Source organism: Acinetobacter sp. YH12255, from assembly GCF_013417355.1.
Taxonomy (GTDB): domain Bacteria; phylum Pseudomonadota; class Gammaproteobacteria; order Pseudomonadales; family Moraxellaceae; genus Acinetobacter; species Acinetobacter pseudolwoffii.
Genome location: NZ_VPEC01000020.1, coordinates 1 through 19,612, shown reverse-complemented (window position 1 = coordinate 19,612; position 19,612 = coordinate 1). Strand labels below are relative to the sequence as shown.

The 19,612-nt window shown below is 43.6% G+C and carries 13 protein-coding genes and 1 pseudogene; 8 read left to right on the top strand and 6 right to left on the bottom strand.

All coding sequences use genetic code 11. The features are described from left to right. Positions 1-48 precede the first annotated feature (48 nt). On the bottom strand, positions 49-2,541 hold the full coding sequence (locus FTV30_RS09750) for an ABC transporter permease (protein ID WP_180001515.1): 2,493 nt from the start codon (positions 2,539-2,541) through the stop codon (positions 49-51). A gap of 1 nt (position 2,542) precedes the next feature. After that, positions 2,543-3,268 carry an ABC transporter ATP-binding protein gene (locus FTV30_RS09745; RefSeq protein ID WP_005096248.1) on the bottom strand — a complete coding sequence of 242 codons (726 nt, stop codon included), beginning with the start codon at positions 3,266-3,268 and terminating at the stop codon, positions 2,543-2,545. Between the two features lie 11 nt (positions 3,269-3,279). On the opposite strand from FTV30_RS09745, the gene FTV30_RS09740 reads away from it, so the two are divergent. Next, positions 3,280-3,909, top strand: coding sequence for an arylesterase (locus tag FTV30_RS09740; protein WP_005096245.1), 630 nt, complete (start codon positions 3,280-3,282; stop codon positions 3,907-3,909). 43 nt (positions 3,910-3,952) lie between these two features. On the opposite strand, the gene FTV30_RS09735 is transcribed toward FTV30_RS09740, so the two are convergent. Further along, positions 3,953-4,567 (bottom strand): carbonic anhydrase, encoded by a 615-nt coding sequence (locus FTV30_RS09735; protein WP_005096244.1) that lies wholly within the window; start codon positions 4,565-4,567, stop codon positions 3,953-3,955. Positions 4,568-4,876: 309 nt separating this feature from the next. Between FTV30_RS09735 and FTV30_RS09730 the strand changes: the two genes are divergently transcribed. After that, a complete protein-coding gene (locus tag FTV30_RS09730) occupies positions 4,877-5,914 on the top strand; it encodes an alpha/beta fold hydrolase (RefSeq protein WP_159138419.1) in 1,038 nt (345 codons plus the stop codon). A 14-nt stretch (positions 5,915-5,928) separates the two neighbouring features. Continuing rightward, positions 5,929-6,930, top strand: coding sequence for a hypothetical protein (locus tag FTV30_RS09725; protein WP_180001514.1), 1,002 nt, complete (start codon positions 5,929-5,931; stop codon positions 6,928-6,930). 37 nt (positions 6,931-6,967) lie between these two features. Here FTV30_RS09725 and FTV30_RS09720 read toward each other — a convergent pair whose 3' ends face one another. Both FTV30_RS09720 and nfuA read right to left on the bottom strand, forming a co-directional pair. Next, the gene (locus tag FTV30_RS09720; protein ID WP_180001513.1) at positions 6,968-9,067 is read right to left on the bottom strand and encodes a TonB-dependent receptor domain-containing protein; all 2,100 of its coding nucleotides are present in this window, start codon (positions 9,065-9,067) and stop codon (positions 6,968-6,970) included. A gap of 193 nt (positions 9,068-9,260) precedes the next feature. Beyond that, positions 9,261-9,899, bottom strand: a complete 639-nt coding sequence (gene nfuA, locus FTV30_RS09715; protein WP_004279400.1) for a Fe-S biogenesis protein NfuA — start codon at positions 9,897-9,899, stop codon at positions 9,261-9,263. A 159-nt stretch (positions 9,900-10,058) separates the two neighbouring features. Between nfuA and FTV30_RS09710 the strand changes: the two genes are divergently transcribed. Both FTV30_RS09710 and FTV30_RS09705 read left to right on the top strand, forming a co-directional pair. Beyond that, a complete protein-coding gene (locus FTV30_RS09710) occupies positions 10,059-10,676 on the top strand; it encodes a rhomboid family intramembrane serine protease (RefSeq protein ID WP_005096237.1) in 618 nt (205 codons plus the stop codon). Between the two features lie 219 nt (positions 10,677-10,895). Next, on the top strand, positions 10,896-12,437 hold the full coding sequence (locus FTV30_RS09705) for a hypothetical protein (protein ID WP_180001512.1): 1,542 nt from the start codon (positions 10,896-10,898) through the stop codon (positions 12,435-12,437). A gap of 161 nt (positions 12,438-12,598) precedes the next feature. On the opposite strand, the gene FTV30_RS09700 is transcribed toward FTV30_RS09705, so the two are convergent. After that, positions 12,599-14,218, bottom strand: a complete 1,620-nt coding sequence (locus tag FTV30_RS09700; protein WP_005096235.1) for an inorganic phosphate transporter — start codon at positions 14,216-14,218, stop codon at positions 12,599-12,601. A 533-nt stretch (positions 14,219-14,751) separates the two neighbouring features. Between FTV30_RS09700 and metH the strand changes: the two genes are divergently transcribed. From metH to FTV30_RS09685, 3 genes and pseudogenes are all read left to right on the top strand, one after another. Beyond that, positions 14,752-18,438, top strand: coding sequence for a methionine synthase (gene metH, locus FTV30_RS09695; RefSeq protein ID WP_180001511.1), 3,687 nt, complete (start codon positions 14,752-14,754; stop codon positions 18,436-18,438). 591 nt (positions 18,439-19,029) lie between these two features. After that, positions 19,030-19,434: a transposase family protein gene (locus FTV30_RS09690; protein ID WP_180001510.1), complete on the top strand. Its 405-nt coding sequence runs from the start codon at positions 19,030-19,032 to the stop codon at positions 19,432-19,434. Positions 19,435-19,471: 37 nt separating this feature from the next. After that, positions 19,472-19,612 (top strand): annotated as a pseudogene (locus FTV30_RS09685) (IS5/IS1182 family transposase); the annotation flags it as partial.

Sequence of the window (19,612 nt, the reverse complement as noted above, 5' to 3'; positions counted from 1 at the left end):
ATTGCCGCTTTAAATGCCAGCGAATTTAAAAAGCCATGGAGATGAATCTTACTGATTCATCTCACGCAAGCTTTGTAAGGGCGGAATGTCCGACAGATAGCTCAGACGATAACGGCCAATCAGCGCACATAACACAGTCATGAAAATCGGCAGGATAATCCAGATTTCCCAGTGTGGCTGAATCATTAAATCCATACGATAACTGGCGATTGCGCTAATCACTTCGGCAAACAGACAGGAAACCACTCCGGCAAACAGTCCGATAAAACCAATTTCCAGACTCATCATGGTTTTCAGTTTTTGTTTGGAGCTGCCAAATGACCGTAGCAAGGCCACTTCACGTTTGCGTTCATCCATGAGCAGGTTCAGACAAGCCATCAGTACCAGAAAACCGGAGATACTAACCAACACGGCCAGAATCGTCACGATCTGCACCAGTACATTCACAATACGCTTGATCTCTTCCAGAATCAGGCTGACATCAATAAACACCGTATTGGAAAATTGCTGGATCACAGACACCAGTTTGTCCTTATCTTGTTCCGGCACATAGAAACTGCCCAGATAACTTCCGGCATTAGCATCCATGCTATTCGGGGCAAAAATAAAGAAGAAATTCGGACTAAAACTTTCCCACTCGACCGTTCTTAAATTGATAACCTTCGCTTCCAGCACACCTTCGGGCAAACTGAAACTGAGCTTGTCGCCAATCTTGATGCCTAATTCTTCAGCAGTATTGGCTTCGACCGATACCGTGCCGACCTGTTGCAAAGCTGCGTCACCACGAATAATCACATTATCCTGTGGATAGCTGTCGGACTGGGTCAGGTTCAGCTCACGTTTTAAAGTATTATTGCTTTTGACTAATTCTGGAGCAAAAGGCTGATCATTTTTGGCCACCAGACGCCCACGAACGTTCGGATAAAGCGGTGTACTTTTCCAGCCATTTTGCTCAATTTGAGCTTTTAGATCTGGCATGTCAAACGGCGGCAAACCATACACAAACTGATTTGGTGTACCTTGCGGCAACTGTTGCTGCCAACGCTCTAATAGGTCTGTGCGCAATACGGCTAATACTGTAATCAGACTAAGACCCAAGGCCAAAGCGGTAATCTGTAAGGCTGTTTGAGATGGTGTTCGTACATAGGCTGACAGATTCAATTTCTGATTGCGCAGCAGTTTTAAGATCAACCATACCGTCAGATACAACACTGCACATAACACAATAATCGCGCCAATCACCCAGGCAGTCAGGAGCAGATTTTCGGTTAGAATCACGCTAAAAATAATCAGGCTCAGCGTTCCGGTCAGCAGCATCCACAGCATGGATTGCACTGATTTTTCCTGCTGGCGGATTACTCGAATTGGTGGCGTGTTCAACAGTTGCAATAGGCTCGGCATGACAAAGCCCAACAGCACCACCGCACTGGTCAGCATCGCGACTGGTAATGGCCCGAGCAGCATCGCCATAGCAGAGAATTCAATTTCTAAGTTGGGAATCAGTTGCAGCATTAACTGTAATAACCCATAACCCAGACCAATGCCGACCACCGTACCAATCGACATGGCAATCAGCAGTACTGTACCGAGCAAGGCCAGATAAGCCGATAAAATCTGCTGTTTGGTGGCACCGATACAACGCATCAAGGCAATATGATCTTGATTCTGCTGCACATAACGCTGTGCAGTTAAGGCAATGGCAATCCCACATAATAGAATGGTCAGAATATTGGCCAGTTGCAGGAAAGTGTCCAGATTGGCAATTGGCTTCATCAAGCGGGTATTGCCTTCACTGGCATTGCGTAACCTGAGACTGCTTTGCTCCTCAAACTCCTGCCCCTGCACTTCTGCTGGCGTTTCAGCCGAGCCGTTTGCTGACTTGACCTGCTGCTTAAATAAAGCTTCATATTCTTGCGTATTGTCTGGAGAACCCGCCATGAGTAAGCGATATTCAATCCGGCTCCCTACCTGAATGGCATTAGTTCGTGCCACATCCGCCTGAGAAATAATCACCGTTGGTGAAAATCCGGAAAATCCAAGCTCCTGATTGGAGTCCTGTTCAATCTTGGCGGTAACTTTAAACGCCGCATCGGCAATATTCAGCTGATCGCCCAGTTTGACTTTGAGCAGGTCCATAGCCCGTGGACTGAGCCAGATTTCACCCGATTGAATCTTCGTTTTTGCAGGTTGCACCTGCAGCTCGCCACGCAAGGGAAAAGCCTGATCAATGGCTTTGACATTGACCATGACAAACTGTTCATCGGTATAGGCCATGGTGCTAAAGAAAGTGACTTCTGACTGCTGTAAATCCAGCTGTTTGGCCTGATCACGCCATTCTTTTGGTAGAGGCTCATTGTCCGAAAGTACCAGATCACCGGCCAGCATTTCTGCGGCCTGCAAGGCCACTGCATTTTGAATCTGTTCATTGCTAAACTTGAGTGCTGTTGTTGCACTGATCGCCAGCGTTAAGGCAATAATTAACAGATAAATTCCGGTACTTTTAAAACTTTGTGTGAGTAGAGGACGAAATAAAGGGGTCATCTCATCCTCCACTCGGATGTTCAATCAGCTGGCCATTCAGCAGTTCAAAATGTCGCTGGCATTGCTGTGCCAGTTTGCGGTCATGCGTCACCAGCACCAAGGTCGTACCCAGTTCCCGATTCAACTGAAACAAAAGCTGTTCAATTTCCTTGGCAGTTTCACCGTCGAGATTGCCTGTGGGTTCATCGGCAAAAATAATTTTCGGTTCACTGACCAATGCCCGGGCAATCGCGACACGCTGCTGCTCCCCGCCAGACAGGACTTTCGGGGTTTGTTGTGCCTGCCGATCCAGACCAACTTTATGCAGTAGCGCCAAGGCTTTTTGTTCAGCTTCTGCATATTTGAAACTGGGCTGTAAACGCAGTGGCAACATGACATTTTCAAGGGCAGTCAGATGTGGCAAGAGCTGAAAAGACTGAAACACAAACCCGATATTTTTCAGGCGCACCAACGCACGTTGTTCTTCATTCAAGGTAGAAACCGACTCGCCACTGACGATGAGCTGGCCTGAACTGGCCTGATCCAGCGTTGCCAGAATGCCTAGCAATGTGGATTTTCCCGAGCCGGAACGACCGGTAATTGCCACCTGCTCGCCTGCCATAATCTCCAGATCAAGATCCTCAAAAATAGTCAGCTGTTTTTGTGAAAGTTGTATCTTTTGTGTCAATTTCTGGGCAGAAATAATCGCCTGTGGCATGATGTTCGAATCGTTGCTACTTTGAATCATACGTGTCCTATATGAAAGATCTTAATCAGAAAACTCGGGTATTGTCTTACTTGTTTTTGCTCAGTCTGTGCCTGTTACCGCTCGGGGTATCAGCAAAGACGATTATGATTTTAGGTGATAGTTTAAGTGCTGGTTACGGTATTCAGCCACAACAAGGCTGGGTACATTTATTACAAAAACGTTTAGAGCAACAGTATCCGAAACAGCATAAAGTGGTCAATGCAAGTGTCAGTGGAGAAACCACCAGTGGAGCGCTGGCCAGACTGCCGAAACTGTTGCAGACGCATCGTCCAGACCTTGTGGTCATTGAGTTGGGGGGTAATGACGGCTTACGCGGACAGCCGCCGCAAATGATTCAAAAAAATTTAGCCAGCCTGATTCAGCAAAGCCAGAAAGCCAAGGCCAAAGTTGTGGTATTTGGTATGAAGATGCCGCCTAATTATGGACAGGCCTATAGCAAGGCCTTTGAAAATAATTATAAGGTAGTGAGCCAGCAATATAAGGTGAAATTGTTACCGTTCTTTATGCAGGGTGTGGCCGGCAATAAAACCCTGATGCAAAAGGATCTGATTCATCCAAATGCCAAAGCACAAACCATCCTGCTAAATAATGCCTATCCATACATTAAAGGCGCTTTATAAAGCGCCTTTAAGTTATTTTAGATTGTATTTAAATAAATTTTGCCTAAAAATCAAAGAACAATACTTCACCTGTTTCCAGTGAATATTCAGCACCGACCACTTTGAGTTGTCCTTGACCAATCAGATTTTCTAATACTGCTGAACCATGACGTAGTTGGTTAACCGATGCAAATACGTTAGAACGCACGGCATGCTTGGACAATTTTGCCAAGTCATTTTTCAGTTCAGTTTGCATTAAGGTTTCAACAGAAGGACGTACTCGATTTACAATCGACATCAGGTTTGCCGACGGCGGGCAATCTGGGCACATTAAGGTATCAATGGTGGCCTGGATCGCGCCACAATGACTATGACCTAAGACTACAACAATAGCGCAGTCATAGCGTTCCGCCGCAAATTCAACACTCCCGACCTGTGATGGTGCGACAATATTGCCTGCAACACGAATCACAAAAAGATCACCGAGACCCTGATCAAAAACCATTTCAGCCGGGACACGCGAATCTGAACAGCCCAGTACAATTGCAAATGGGTTCTGATCCTCTGCCATTTCTGCGCGCTGTTGGTGGCTCAGTTGTTTTGGATGCGAGGTATCACCGCTGACAAAACGTTGGTTCCCTTGTTTAAGACGTTCTAAAGCTTCTTGAGCTGTGAGCATTCTTTTCTATCACCGATGTTTTAGTTGCAATATTTTACTGCCAGTTTTTTTGAATGTCACTTGCAAAAAATCTTAGCTGCTTAAATTTTTAACATTTATCTAATTTCATTTCAGCAGGGGTTTTATGTGCAGCACATCACATTTTCAAATCATTCAATGCTGTTCAGCAAAAAACTAATGGGTGACAAGCGCCAGGATTGATTTAAAATAGAATGAAGAATAATGTTTTTATTTGACTGAAATAGCAAATTTACAACATGGAAGTATTTGAGCAATTTGCTCGCTGTGTATTTTTTGGGGAATGTGCCAATGAAGAAAATAATAAAGTTGCGCTCGAAAATAATCTGCTCGACCTTAGTCGCGTTTACGATGGCATTGCCGAGCTTTGCACATAGTCAATATATGTTTAGCCAGCCGAATGAAAAGCCTGCCAAAATATTACAACAACATCTGCTGCAGGAACGAACACAGGCTGGACTTCAATCCAAGACACTTAAAATCGGTGATGTGACCTGGAGCTACAGTGAAGGTGGTGCCAAGAACAAGCCTTCAATTCTGCTGATTCATGGTCTGGCAGGAACGCGAGATAACTGGAATCGGGTCGCACAGTTTCTGACTCCACATTATCATGTGATTATTCCTGACTTGCCGAGCAACGGCGATACCAAGGTTCCAGAGAGTTTCGATGTTTCTGTGCCCAATGTGACTTCTCAGATGCGTTTATTCATTGAAACCTTAAATGTAGACGAGAATTTACATATTGCCGGACATTCCCTGGGGGGATCGATTGCCACGGTCTATGCCTCACAATATCCATTCGATACGCAAAGCCTGTTTTTAATCAATAGTGCCGGTCTCTACAAAATGGGCAATACGCCCTATACCAAAGACCCGCAAGCCCTAAAAGACCTAATCGTCAGCAAGCCCGGTGATCTGCAAGATGTCTCCAGACAGCTGATGCAGAACCCGCCGGTGATTCCTTATCAGCTCCAGTATGCACAGGAAAAACTGCTGATTTCACGTTCTGAGCAGACCAGTAAATCGATTGATCAGGTCGTGATGCTGAACCGGATTTACACACCGGAAACCTTTGCCCGCCTGACCCGCACAGTTGAAGCACCGACCTTGATTTTATGGGGCAGACAGGACCGGATCATCAATGTCGAAGTGGTTAAAGAACTGCATGCCCTGTTGAAACGTGCCGAAACGCCGGTGATTCTGAACAATGTCGGGCATATGCCGATTCTGGAAGCAGAAAAACAGGTGGCACAACATTATTTGCCTTTTCTGGCCAAGACCCAGACCCTAAAAAACCCGCTTGCTGATAAACTCATTCCTTTAAATTAAGTTTCAGAGCCGTTATGCAGAAACACCCGATGATTGAGCAGTTGATCGATGCTCAACTTGATTTTCTCGATCAGGCATTTTCTCAATCTGAAACGATTCAAACTGAGTTTCATGCGTTTTATCTGTGGTTGCGTAAACAGAACCTGAAAGATCTATGGAGCTGTGATCTGATTCATCAGCTTTTACAAAAACAGATTCTGGATACTGCTGCCAGCAGCTTTCTGATTGAGCAGATTGCTGAGCATATCCGTTTTGCACTGGTACATCCGGCCAACGATACGACCAAAATTGCCGATGTGATTCCAGTCCTGACCGTGGATAAAATCGCACAATATGTTGCCAGTAAAAGTGGCCATCGTCAGCGTCTGATTAAGACCGTCGTGAATAATCCGGCATTTTCGGCCATGATCACGCAACTGATCCAGCATTCCATTCAGGATTATCTGGATAATTCTGTCATCGCTAAAAGCGTGCCCGGGGTTTCCCGTTTTATGAAAATGGGCAAGTCGGTACTGGAAAATGTCACCGATACGGATCTGGACAGTACTATTGCGCGTTATCTGCAAAAGAATATTTTAAAACTGAGCCAGATGAGTGAACATGTGCTGAACCAGCACTTTGATGATGAAAAACTCTATCATTTTCAGGCCAATCTCTGGCATAAAATTAAAGATATGCCGGTATCGGTATTGAAAAATTATATTGAGCTTCAGGATTTAAATCAGACAGTCGGTTTAGGACATGAGATCTGGGATCATTTGCGTCAGACGGATTATCTAAAACAGCAAGTTCATGATGGAGTTCATACCTGGTATATACGCAATCAGGAACATACTTTTGACAGCTTGCTGCGTGATCTGAATATTGATGAAGCCTTAATCCAGCATGAGTTACAGCAATTGTTGAACCCGATCATTCAACAGATGGTTTCACAAGGTCATTTACGTGAACGTACACGCAGATATCTGGAACAGTTTTATTATTCAGAAGATACTTTGAAGATTCTTAAAGTATAAAGTTTAAAAAGCCGCTCGAGAGCGGCTTTTAAATTGTTTAGAAGTTATAGGTCAGTCCGACAAAGACTTCCTGACGATCCAGATAATAATCATTTGAAGCATTTACTAATTTTTTATCAAATAAATTATTGAGACCACCTCGAACAGTCACTCGATCGTTCACTTCATAATTCGCAGATAAGTTAAATACCGTATGTGGTTTTTGCATCACCACCGTATCTTCAATACTTGCCGTATATTGTTCACCGGTATATTGCGCTGCAAGTTCCAATGAAAGTGGATCAGTGGGAGTCCAGTTGAGTGCACTATAAACAGATAACTCGGGAATCGTTGAAAGATTTCTGCCAGTCACTAAGTTTTTTGATTCAAAATAATAGGTTGCATTGGTCTTCCAGCTTAAATTCTCTAAAAGTGGTAATGCCACACTTGCTTCCAAGCCCCGTACACGCGCTTTTTCAGCATTTTGATATTGTGTCCACCACACCCCATTAATTTCTCCTAAAGCACGATATTCAATTTTATTTTTAAAATCTGTGTGGAAATAAGTTAAACCGAGATCAAAATCATTTTGAGCAAAATTAAATCCAAGTTCATAGTTGGTACTTTCTTCAGGCTGCAGGTCTGCATTACCCGCCATATAACATCCGCCCGATACATAGCCTAAAGGTTTCAAGGATGTACATCCATTCCCCCCTGAACGCGTCGCTGCACCTGCAGTATTCTCTTTGAGTGAAGGAGCTCTAAAGCCCTGAGCAACACCACCTTTAATGGTCAATGCATCATTTGGTTGCACCACCAAATAAGCACGTGGACTATTATGTGTGCCAAATTTATCGTGATGATCAAAACGGTTACCAAGGGTCAAATTGACTTGATCATTAAAAACAATTTTATCTTCAACGAACAATGCCCAGGTATCTCCTTCTAGCTCTGAACCATATTCTTTGCCGTCATAACTTGGAATAGCCAGCCCAATATTACGGGTATTAACCAGTTCTTCTGATTTCCATTGACCTCCCACTGTCGCAACATGCTCCACACCTAATTTAAACGGAATATTGAGATTAGCTTCTACAATGCTTTCCTTGGATTTTTGTGTGGTCGGCCCAGTCTCTGTCACCTGACTTTGATCATAATCATTGTAGTAAGCCGTAATTTTTGAATCACCGAAACCCCATTGAGCATCATGTGATAGAGACACTGAACGATGTTCTAACTCAGATGGGCCCCATGCTAATAAAGCCTGTTCTTTACCATCCACCACCTGAGGCGTAGTCGAGGCATTATTCTCTTGCAAGCCATAACCCAGCTCTAAAGATAAGCTATGAATATCGTTCGGCGTATAATCGAACTTTAAGTTCGCATTCTGATCACGACTACCCGATTGTCCGGTTGCTTTACTTCCTGCCATTCCGGGAAGATTACGGTCAGAGATTTGATAGCCTTGATCCGCTTCCTGTTCAGTGATCCCGACTGTCGCACGCATACCTAATGTATCGGTTAAAGGGCCATATCCCACGAGTCCTGATTGAATGGTTCGCCCTAAATCCGAAGATGTCGTTGGCATGGTATGGTTTAAGGTCAATGAGCCACCCCATTCTGAAGGGATTTTTTTGGTAATGATGTTGATCACCCCACCCATCGCATCAGAGCCATATAAAGAAGACATTGGCCCACGTACGACCTCAATGCGTTCAATCATTTCTGGTCTAACCCAGTTTAGATCTTGATGACCCAAGTTTGCACGATAGTTGGTATCTCTGGACGAACCTACACGTTTTCCATCAATTAAGATAAGTGTGTAATTTTCAGGCATGCCACGTAATTGAATTTTTGAGCCAGCCCCATTTGAACTAAGTCCCCCTGTTACACCAGGTACACGCTTTAAAATATCTGCCAGACTTGAAACGGGTTGTTTTTGAATTTCTTCGGCAGTAATGACACTAATTGAAGCTGGGGCAGATTTAACATCCACTGCCTGCCCACTCGCAGTCACCACAATTGTTTGTAACTTGGTCGTCTCAGACTGTACTACGCCTTCTTTTTCTTCAGTAACTTGGTCCTGCGCTTGTACTGAAACAGTCATTGCTGTGAATACGGCAAAAGCTAAAGTTGTTTTTAAGAATGGCTTATTCATACCTTGTGCGCCCCAATATTTATGAAGAGATCATGTTTATTCGGTTGCGAAGTGTAACAGCTTTTCAATTGAATGCAATTAATATTGATAATTATTATCATTAAGATTCATTAGATTTTAAGCCAGATATAAAAAAACCTCGAAGTTTCGAGGTTTTTTAAAATGCGATAAATAAACTGTTATATAGAACAGCTTATTTCATATACGCACCTTCAGATTGACTATGATCCGTTTCATCAACGACATGCATTAACTCTGGTACATGTTGTTTTAATGTGGTTTCAACACCTTGTTTCAAAGTGATATCAATCGCTGAACAGCCCTGGCAACCACCACCAAATTTAAGTACAGCGGTTAAACCTTTTTCAGGGTCTTCTTTGACTTCAACCAGTGCACAGTTACCACCATGACCTGCCAGGCCCGGGTTGATTTCAGACTGTAATACATAGGTAATACGCTCTTCTACCGATGCATCTGGACCTACACGTGGTACTTTGGAATTCGGTGCACGGAATGTCAACTGACCACCAAAACGGTCTTTGTTGTAGTCAATCACGGCATCAAGTAAATACGGAATAGATGGCGAGTCGATAAAAGCAGGGAAATCAGGATATTCCTGCTTATAATCTGTCGGTACAACTTCATCAGGTGCACTATAGGCCATGCAACATTCAGCGCGAGGAGTACCCGGATGCTCTACAAAAACACGCACACCAATACCCGGGGTGTTTTGTTTATCCAGTAGATCCTTTAAATACTCTTGTGCTGTTGGTGTAATCAATAAGTTGGGAATTTCACCAACAACTGGAGTGCTGCTGTTCTCAGTCGACATAACAATAATTTCCTCAAGCTCAAGCGGCCATTTTAACTGAAGATGCGGGGTAATTTTTAAAAATCAACTAAAATTGTCGGATTTATTATAAAAGTACAACTTTAGCTCAATTTTAATGGCATGATAATTGGCAAATAGGCACCATTAGAATTACTTTATATGCTTGATTTACCTTTTAATCACACCGTTACCATTATTCTGATCACCTGTATTGTGTCCTTTATTGCCTTCTCTAAAGAGACGGTGATGAATCGCCTGATTTTCTGGCCACCGGCACTGCAACGTGGACAATATGACCGCTTTATTAGCCATGGTTTTATTCACGCCGATGGAACTCACCTGCTATTCAATATGATTACCCTGTTCTTTTTTGGCAGTGTGATCGAGAGCTTTTATCGTCAGTATTTATATGATCTGGGTTTTATTCTGTTCTATCTGGGCGGTCTGATTGCAGCTATTATTCCAAGTTATCTGACCCATAAAAATAATCCGCGCTGGGCCAGCCTTGGTGCATCAGGTGCAGTTTCTGCGGTGCTGTTTGCCTATATTCTGTTTGAGCCGTGGAAGCTGATTTTTGTGTTCTTTATACCGGTTCCTGCAATTATTTTTGCCGTGCTCTATGTGGCTTATAGCATCTGGTCAGGCAAAAAAGGCAATAGCAACATTAATCATAGCGCGCATTTGTGGGGAGCAGCCTACGGCGTGATCATGACCATTATTCTGGAGCCACGCCTGATTCCGCATTTCCTGAATAAACTGATGCAGGTTCCGTTTTAATCAGGGTTATTGAAGGCTAGAGAAATAAGGCTACATATAAGATAAGTCTGATATTTCCGCTAAAAATAAATAAGAGAGCCATGGCTCTCTTATTTATTTGAAACATCTCGTAATATATTAAAAAGTCATGATGTCACTTATTGCCAATCTTGGAGTGAATTTTGCAGCGATAATGTATACATCTGTATATTAATTACTGTCATTTACGAGATATTTTGCATGTCCACTACACCAGACGGTCTTCAATTTCCACTTCAGTCCAATCAACAAAAACCAAGTAGCTCAAAAACAGGACGCGCGATCATCGCAGCAGCTTTGGCCAATGTGAATCAGCACAGTGCTGCACAGGCACAATCAGAAAAAAACTGGCGCAAACAATATACCGTGCATTTTAAGCAACTGGTCGAGCAAGGGCTAAGCTCGCCTGAAGCCAGCCTGAAAATTGCTGAAGATGGTCTGGCACAGGCGCATCAGACCTTTGAATTTTACCGTGATGGCCAGAAGCATTTACTGAAAGATGCCCTTACCTTGCCCGCCGATCAACTACATAGCTTTAAATTGACGGGAAGCAGTCAGGCTGCACCAGAATGGTATGTGCCCTACCACGGCCAGAAGCTGCAAGGCTATGCCTTATTGGAGCAGATTGAACGTTGGGAAAACCAAGGTATTATGGAAACCAGTCATGCCAATGCCCTGCGTGAATGTGTGGCGCGCCCAGAATGGTTTGATTTGTCAGATCGAACCATGGTGCTGTTTGGTGCTGCATCTGAAGCTGGCCCTTTGACCTGGCTGGCAAAATGGAAAGCCAATATTGTGGCGATTGACCTGCCCAGCACCCGGGTCTGGGGCAAGATTGTCGATACCATCAGCCAAGGCAATGCCACGCTGTATGCACCCTGTACTGAAGCACTTGCAGAAGATACGCCTGACGATGTTCTAAAAGAAAAACTCGGTGCCAATCTTTTGACTCAGATTCCCGAGATTGCTAAATGGCTATTACAGTTTGAGCCGGATCTGGATCTGGCCGCAATTGCCTATCTGGATGGCGAGAAGCATGTCCGTGTTTCGATGGCGATGGATGCCATCATGAAATATGTCAGCGAACAAAAAGCCAATACCAGCCTGATGTATATGTGTACCCCGACCGATGTCTATGCGGTTCCAAGTGAAGTGATTGAAGCATCAAAAGTGAAATATGCGGAGCGCTCTAAGGTACAAACCCTGATTTCCAAAGGTGTATCGACTGTAAGCCGCAAACACTTTTTTCAGAAAAATGCGCATGAGCTGATTCAATCTGGTGACCAGTCTTATGGGATTTGTGACTGTCTGGTGGTAGAACAAGGTCCAAACTATGCACTAGCCAAACGCATTCAACAATGGCGTGCTACTTTAGCTCGCGCTCAGGGTCAACGTGTCAGCATCAATATCGCTCCATCTACAACCACGTATTCAGTCACCAAGAATCCGCTATTAAAAGCCGCGTTCAACGGTGCCAGTCTGTTTGATGTCGAAGCTTTTGCACCTGAAACCACAAATGCACTGATGGCAGCCCTGTGGATTCATGATCTGCGTAATGCTACCTCTGTGGCCAATCCTGAAGTGAAGCTGAATCATCCACTGGAATTGATGATGCAGGGTGCGAATCATGGTGGTTTGTGGCGAGTGGCTTATCTGGCGCGAACTGCATTACCTTTTGCTGCCCTGTATGGTTTTGCGACAGAGAAGTTACCCAAGGGATTATTGAGTAAGCTTAAGAAGTAATTGATTTCCTTGACTCTACGCTTCTTCTAGAGTCAATATTATTTTTATTCAAAATTCTCCCCCTCTCCCCAACCCTCTCCAACCCTCTCCAAGGGAGAGGATTTTAAAAAACTTCATAAAAAAACGCTGCCGAAGCAGCGTTTTTTACTTATCTAATAATATTAGAAAACTTTAAGTAACAACCAGTACAAAGTACCTGATAAACAAATTGTGGCGGGTAAAGTGAAAACCCAGGCAGACAGAATGGTTTTCACCATCTGGAAGTTCAGACCTGACTTATTCGCCACCATGGTACCTGCAACCGCAGAGTTCAATACATGAGTGGTCGATACCGGCATCCCGAAACCATCCGCAGCCGCAATGGTCGACATCGCCACCAGTTCAGCAGACATACCCTGACCATAGGTCATATGCTGCTTACCAATACGCTCACCGACTGTCACCACAATACGCTTCCAGCCAACCATAGTACCCAGACCCAGCGCCAGAGCAACGGCCACTTTCACCCAGGTCGGGATGTATTGCAAGAATGAATCCAGACTGTCACGGTATTGATCTACCGTTTTGTCCTGTTCAGCCGTCATTGCAGGTAAAGCTTCTGCTTTGTCCAAACGCTTGAAAGCTGTGGTACTTAAGTACATGTCATTCCGGAATTCTGAAACCTGTGCTTCAGGCACTTCCCTAATGCTGCTATAGCTACCGACTTTTTCACCTAAATGATCTGTGAGGCTCGCCAATGCAGGCACCACTTCAGGGGTGATTTCTTTGGTTTGGATATAAGTCGTGATGATCTGACGCGCTTTTTCATCTTCAATATCCGCATGGTCTGGATAAATCGCATTGGCCGTTTGCGCAGACAATTGACCAAAAGTCTGGATATGCTGTTGATCTAGGTTTTTGTTGAGTGAGTACGCCATTGGTACACAGCCAATTAAAATCAACATGATCAGCCCCATGCCTTTTTGACCATCATTTGAACCGTGCGCAAAGCTGACACCGGTACAGGTAAAGATCAAAATGGCACGAATTAAAGGGGGTGGCGGTTTATTACCTTCAGGTGGCTGGAACAGCTCCACCTGTTTCTTGAAGATTTTTTTCACCAGCAAGAACAGCACAGCGGCAAATGCAAAACCGATTAAAGGCGAAAATAACAGCGCCTTACCGACTTTCATCACCTGCTCCATGTCTATACCCGATGCACCGCTGCTCGCGTGCAGAATGTAGTTCATGATGCCCACCCCCAGAATCGAACCGATCAGGGTATGTGAGCTTGATGCAGGAATACCAAGAAACCATGTTCCCAGGTTCCAGACAATCGCAGCGATCAGCATGGCAAACACCATGGCAAAACCTGCTCCGGAGCCGACATTCATGATCAGCTCAACAGGTAACAGTGCAATAATACCGTAAGCTACCGCACCACTGGCCACCATAACCCCAAGGAAGTTACAGAAACCGGCCCACATTACAGCGACAGGCGCAGAAAGTGCATTGGTATAAATGACCGTGGCAACCGCATTGGCAGTATCGTGGAAGCCATTGACGAATTCAAAGCCCAGCGCAATAAACAATGCCGTCGCCAGGAGAATAATTGAATATAAACCCAGTGCAGGAACATGCGCTAAATCGGCAGACAATTGAAAACCGATATAAATAAGAGTAGAGATAATGACAGTTAGAAAAACTGGCATAAAGAATTTTGGTGTCGGCACGTGAACATTGGTCGACTTGTGCGAAGCCGACTCGTGTGCTGAATCTATGGGAGTTTGATTAGGATTCATGCAAGCAGGAATAGAGGATTCAAGAATTCCCCTATTGTTCAGTTAAATTGTGACAATTATATGACAAACTGCTGTCATATGAAGCAATAATTTAGATTTTCTTGCTGCTGTTCGTCCTGTTTAATCCCGAGTAAAACACTGCTGTTTGATTCAATAAATCATCAACTTAAGATAAAATTCCAGCTTTTCAGAACTCAAAAACGTGTCCTGTTTTTGCGCTTAAAGCTTTGAAATTCCATCTACGCTTAAGATGACCATAATTTCTATGTACAGAGCATAGTCAATAAATATGACAATTTCATGAATAAAAGCATCAGCTTAATTTTTCAAATATATTTTTGCCAGTTTTAGCCAGATCCCATTTTAAAGCTGAATACTGCATAGACCGGATAACAAAAACCTGTCTTGTTCTAACTGACTTATCAAATTTTCATATCATGCATATCCATCATTCTGAGAAAGGAGGCGCAGAATTCAAGCATTAATTCTGCTAATATGGCCGATGTTTTTTGATTTCTACTGAGAAAGTTTGAATGTCGACACTTGCCACCTTAAAAGAACTTCTTGCCAAGAAAATTTTAATTATCGATGGTGCGATGGGTACCATGATCCAGCGCCATAAACTGGAAGAAGCCGATTACCGTGGCGAGCGTTTTGCTGATTGGGCTTATGATCTGAAAGGCAATAACGACCTGCTCGTTTTGACACAACCACAAATCATTCAAGGTATTCATGAAGCTTACTTGGAAGCTGGCGCCGACATTATTGAAACCAATACCTTTAACGGTACGCGGGTTTCGATGTCTGACTATCATATGCAAGATCTGGTTCCCGAGATTAACCGTGAAGCCGCGCGTCTGGCCAAAGAAGCCTGTGCCAAATATTCAACCCCAGAAAAACCACGTTTTGTGGCAGGTGTGATTGGTCCGACATCACGTACCACGTCTATTTCTCCAAACGTCAACGATCCAGCCTTCCGCAACATCACTTTTGATGCCTTAAAAGTGGATTATATTGAATCAACCAAAGCGCTGATTGAAGGTGGTGTCGACATCATCCTGATTGAAACTGTATTCGATACTTTAAATGCCAAAGCTGCGATCTTTGCGGTGAAAGAAGTCTTTAAAGAATTGGGCTATGAACTGCCAATCATGATCTCAGGCACCATCACCGATGCATCTGGCCGTACCTTAACCGGTCAAACCGCAGAAGCGTTCTGGAACTCGATGCGTCATGCAGAACCGATCTCGATTGGTTTTAACTGTGCGCTTGGTGCAGATGCGATGCGTCCACACGTCAAAACCGTGTCGGATGTAGCGGATACTTTTGTTTCAGCACATCCTAACGCTGGCTTGCCAAATGCCTTCGGTGGATATGATGAAACACCGGAAGAAACTGCAGCTTTCATTAAAGAATTTGCGGAAAGCGGTCTGATCAATATTACCGGTGGTTGCTGTGGTACCACACCGGATCACATCCGCGCAATTGCACAAGCAGTGGAAGGCATTAGCCCGCGTCAAATTCCTGAGATTGCGCCAGCTTGTCGTTTAAGCGGTTTAGAACCATTTAACATCACCCCAGATTCACTGTTCGTGAACGTCGGTGAACGTACCAACGTCACTGGTTCGAAAAAATTCCTGCGTCTGATTCGTGAAGAAAACTTCGCCGAAGCACTCGATGTTGCCCGTCAGCAGGTTGAAGCCGGTGCACAAGTTATCGATATCAACATGGATGAAGGCATGCTGGATTCACAAGGTGCCATGGTGCACTTCCTGAATCTGATTGCGTCTGAGCCGGATATTTCACGTGTGCCGATCATGCTCGATTCTTCTAAATGGGAGATTATCGAAGCAGGTTTGAAATGCGTGCAAGGTAAAGCCGTGGTGAACTCGATTTCCTTAAAAGAAGGTTATGACGAGTTTGTCGAACGTGCCCGCCTGTGCCGTCAGTACGGTGCCGCAGTGATTGTGATGGCATTTGATGAAGATGGTCAGGCCGATACAGCCGCTCGCAAAAAAGAGATCTGTAAGCGCTCTTATGATGTGCTGGTCAATGAAGTGGGCTTCCCTGCTGAAGATATTATCTTTGACCCGAACGTGTTTGCGATTGCGACAGGGATTGTAGAACATAATAACTATGCGGTTGATTTCATTGAAGCGACTGGCTGGATTAAAGAAAATCTGCCCCATGCCATGATTTCAGGTGGTGTCTCTAACGTCTCGTTCTCATTCCGTGGTAATGAGCCAGTACGTGAAGCGATTCACTCAGTATTTTTGTACCATGCCATTCAAAAAGGCATGACCATGGGGATTGTGAATGCCGGCCAAATGGCGATTTATGATGACATTGATAAAGAATTAAAAGCTGCCGTTGAAGATGTGGTTCAAAACCAGAATCAAGGCGAAAGTGGTCAGGATGCAACAGAACGGCTGCTGGCTGTCGCTGAAAAATATCGTGGTCAAAGTGGTACGCAAAAAGCCGAAGAAAACCTGGAATGGCGTAATGAGTCTGTTGAAAAACGTCTTGAATATGCACTGGTCAAAGGCATCACAACGTATATCGACCAAGACACTGAAGAAGCGCGTTTAAAATCAACCCGTCCACTGGATGTGATTGAAGGCCCATTGATGGCAGGTATGAACGTGGTTGGCGACCTGTTTGGTGCCGGTAAAATGTTCTTGCCACAAGTGGTGAAATCTGCGCGTGTGATGAAGCAGGCAGTGGCTTGGCTGAATCCGTTTATTGAAGCTGAGAAAACCCAAGCTGAAGCCAAAGGTAAAATCCTGCTCGCGACGGTAAAAGGTGACGTACACGACATCGGTAAGAACATTGTCGGCGTGGTGCTGGGCTGTAACGGTTATGACATCGTGGATCTGGGCGTGATGGTACCGTGCGAGAAAATCCTGCAAACCGCAATTGATGAAAAAGTCGATATTATCGGTTTGTCTGGTTTGATTACGCCGTCTCTGGACGAGATGGTCTTTGTTGCCAAAGAAATGCAGCGTAAAGGCTTTAACATTCCACTAATGATTGGGGGTGCGACTACCTCTAAAGCGCATACGGCTGTGAAGATTTCACCGCAATATCAAAATGATGGTGTGTACTACACAGCTGATGCTTCACGTGCAGTCGGTGTGGCAACACAATTGCTTTCTGCCGAGATGAAACCAAAACTGGCAACGGACTATGCGGCGGATTATGAAAAAATCCGTACACGTTTAGCCAATAAGCAGCCGAAAGCCGCCAAACTGTCTTATGCAAAATCAATTGAAAATGGCTTTAAAATTGATTTTGGTGCACACACTCCAGTAAAACCTAACTTCATTGGTTCGGAAACTTTCACCAATTATCCACTTGAAACCTTGGTGGAATATTTTGACTGGACACCGTTCTTTATTTCTTGGAGTCTGGCGGGTAAATTCCCGAAAATCCTGGAAGATGACGTAGTGGGCGAAGCAGCACGTGACTTGTTTGAACAAGCACAAATTATGCTGAAAGATATCATCGAGAATAAACGTTTCGATGCGCGTGCCACCTTCAGCATTTATCCTGCCAACCGTGTGGCAAGCGACACTGTTGCTGTGGCAGATGAAAATGGCAATGTGACCCATACTTTTGAACATCTACGTCAGCAGTCGGATAAAGTGACAGGCAAAGCCAACTATTCTTTGGCGGACTTTATTGCACAGAAAGATGTGGCTCAGGATTATTTGGGTGGTTTTACAGTTTCAATCTTTGGTGCGGAAGAGCTGTCGCAAGAATACAAAGCCAAAGGCGATGATTATTCTGCAATTATGGCGCAGGCTTTAGGTGACCGATTTGCTGAAGCATTTGCTGAACATTTGCACCAGCGTATCCGTAAAGAATTCTGGGGCTACCAAGCAGATGAACAATTGTCGAATGAAGATTTGATTAAAGAGAAGTATGTCGGTATTCGTCCTGCACCGGGCTACCCTGCGTGTCCTGAACATTCTGAAAAAGCGCCACTCTTTGACTGGTTAGGTACAACTGACAAGATTGGAACTTACTTAACCTCTAGTTTTGCAATGTGGCCACCTTCGTCAGTCAGCGGTTTCTATTATGCAAATCCTGAAACTGAATACTTTAACGTGGGTAAAATCTCTGGCGACCAGTTAGAAGATTATGCGAAGCGTAAAGGTTGGACGCTGGATGAAGCAAAACGTTGGTTAGCGCCGAATTTGGATGATTCAGTGGTGTAATCCCCCTCAATCCCCCTTTTCCAAAGGGGGAAGAATCCATTCGTGTCGAATATAAAAAATCCCCTCAAGTGAGGGTTTTTTTTTGTTATTAATCTCCCTAAATCCCTCTTTAAAAAAGAGGGACTTTCACGTATCAAATTCATTACGTGACAGCTTCTCCCATTTTTAAAGGGATGTTGGGAGGGATTAAAAAATCACGTAAATTAAACTATACTAAACCATTAAAACTAAAACAATTTTCTAAATCATGGATCAATTTAGTACCAGAGAATTAGCTTCAATTACATGGGGAACCATACTTATAATGGCTTTAATATTCTACTCTGTAAAAAATGTTCAGCTCAGATATTCTCTTATCACTGTTATCAAAGCATTTTTTCAAATTAAAATTATTACTGCTATTTTATTAATTACTACCTATGTCTTGCTAAGTGTATTTATCTTATACCAAATACAAATCTGGGATATTAGTCAACTTAAAAATACATTTTTTTGGTATATAATAGACTTCCGTCATAAATCAAAAAACGTACAATTTATTTGATCTTAAATTAATCAGCAAAATTATTTAATCCAAGGGATAATCCTTGGATGAAATTCAAAGATATTCAAAAATTATCAGACGTTAAGTTTCGTAGGCTTACCGGTGTTAGTTGGGCTACATTTAACCTCATGTTGGCCGAGCTAAATAAGGAGTTACCTTGTCATATTGGTAAAGGACGACCACATAAATTACCGTTGGAAGATCTTTTGCTCTTATGTATAGAATATTGGAGAGAATATCGAACATTTTTCCATCTTGGTATGAGTTACGGTGTATCTGAAACGAGTGCAATTCGTATCACACGCGTTATTGAAGATACCTTAATCCGTTCTGGAAAATTTAACTTGCCAAAACAACTTCCTAATCGAGATGAAGTGGATTGGGAAGTTGTTGTGATTGATGCAACTGAAATATTAGTTCAACGTCCAAAAAAAACAGAAGAAATGGTATAGCGGTAAAAAAAAGCGACATACCTTTAAATTTCAGCTATCTATACACTATACAACAGGTGAAATACTGAGTGTATGTGGAAGTCATGGAAGCATGCATGATTTTAAAATATTTAAAAAAAGCATGAGGAAATTAAAATTTAAGCCCTTTTTTATCGTTGATAAGGGGTATTTAGGGATA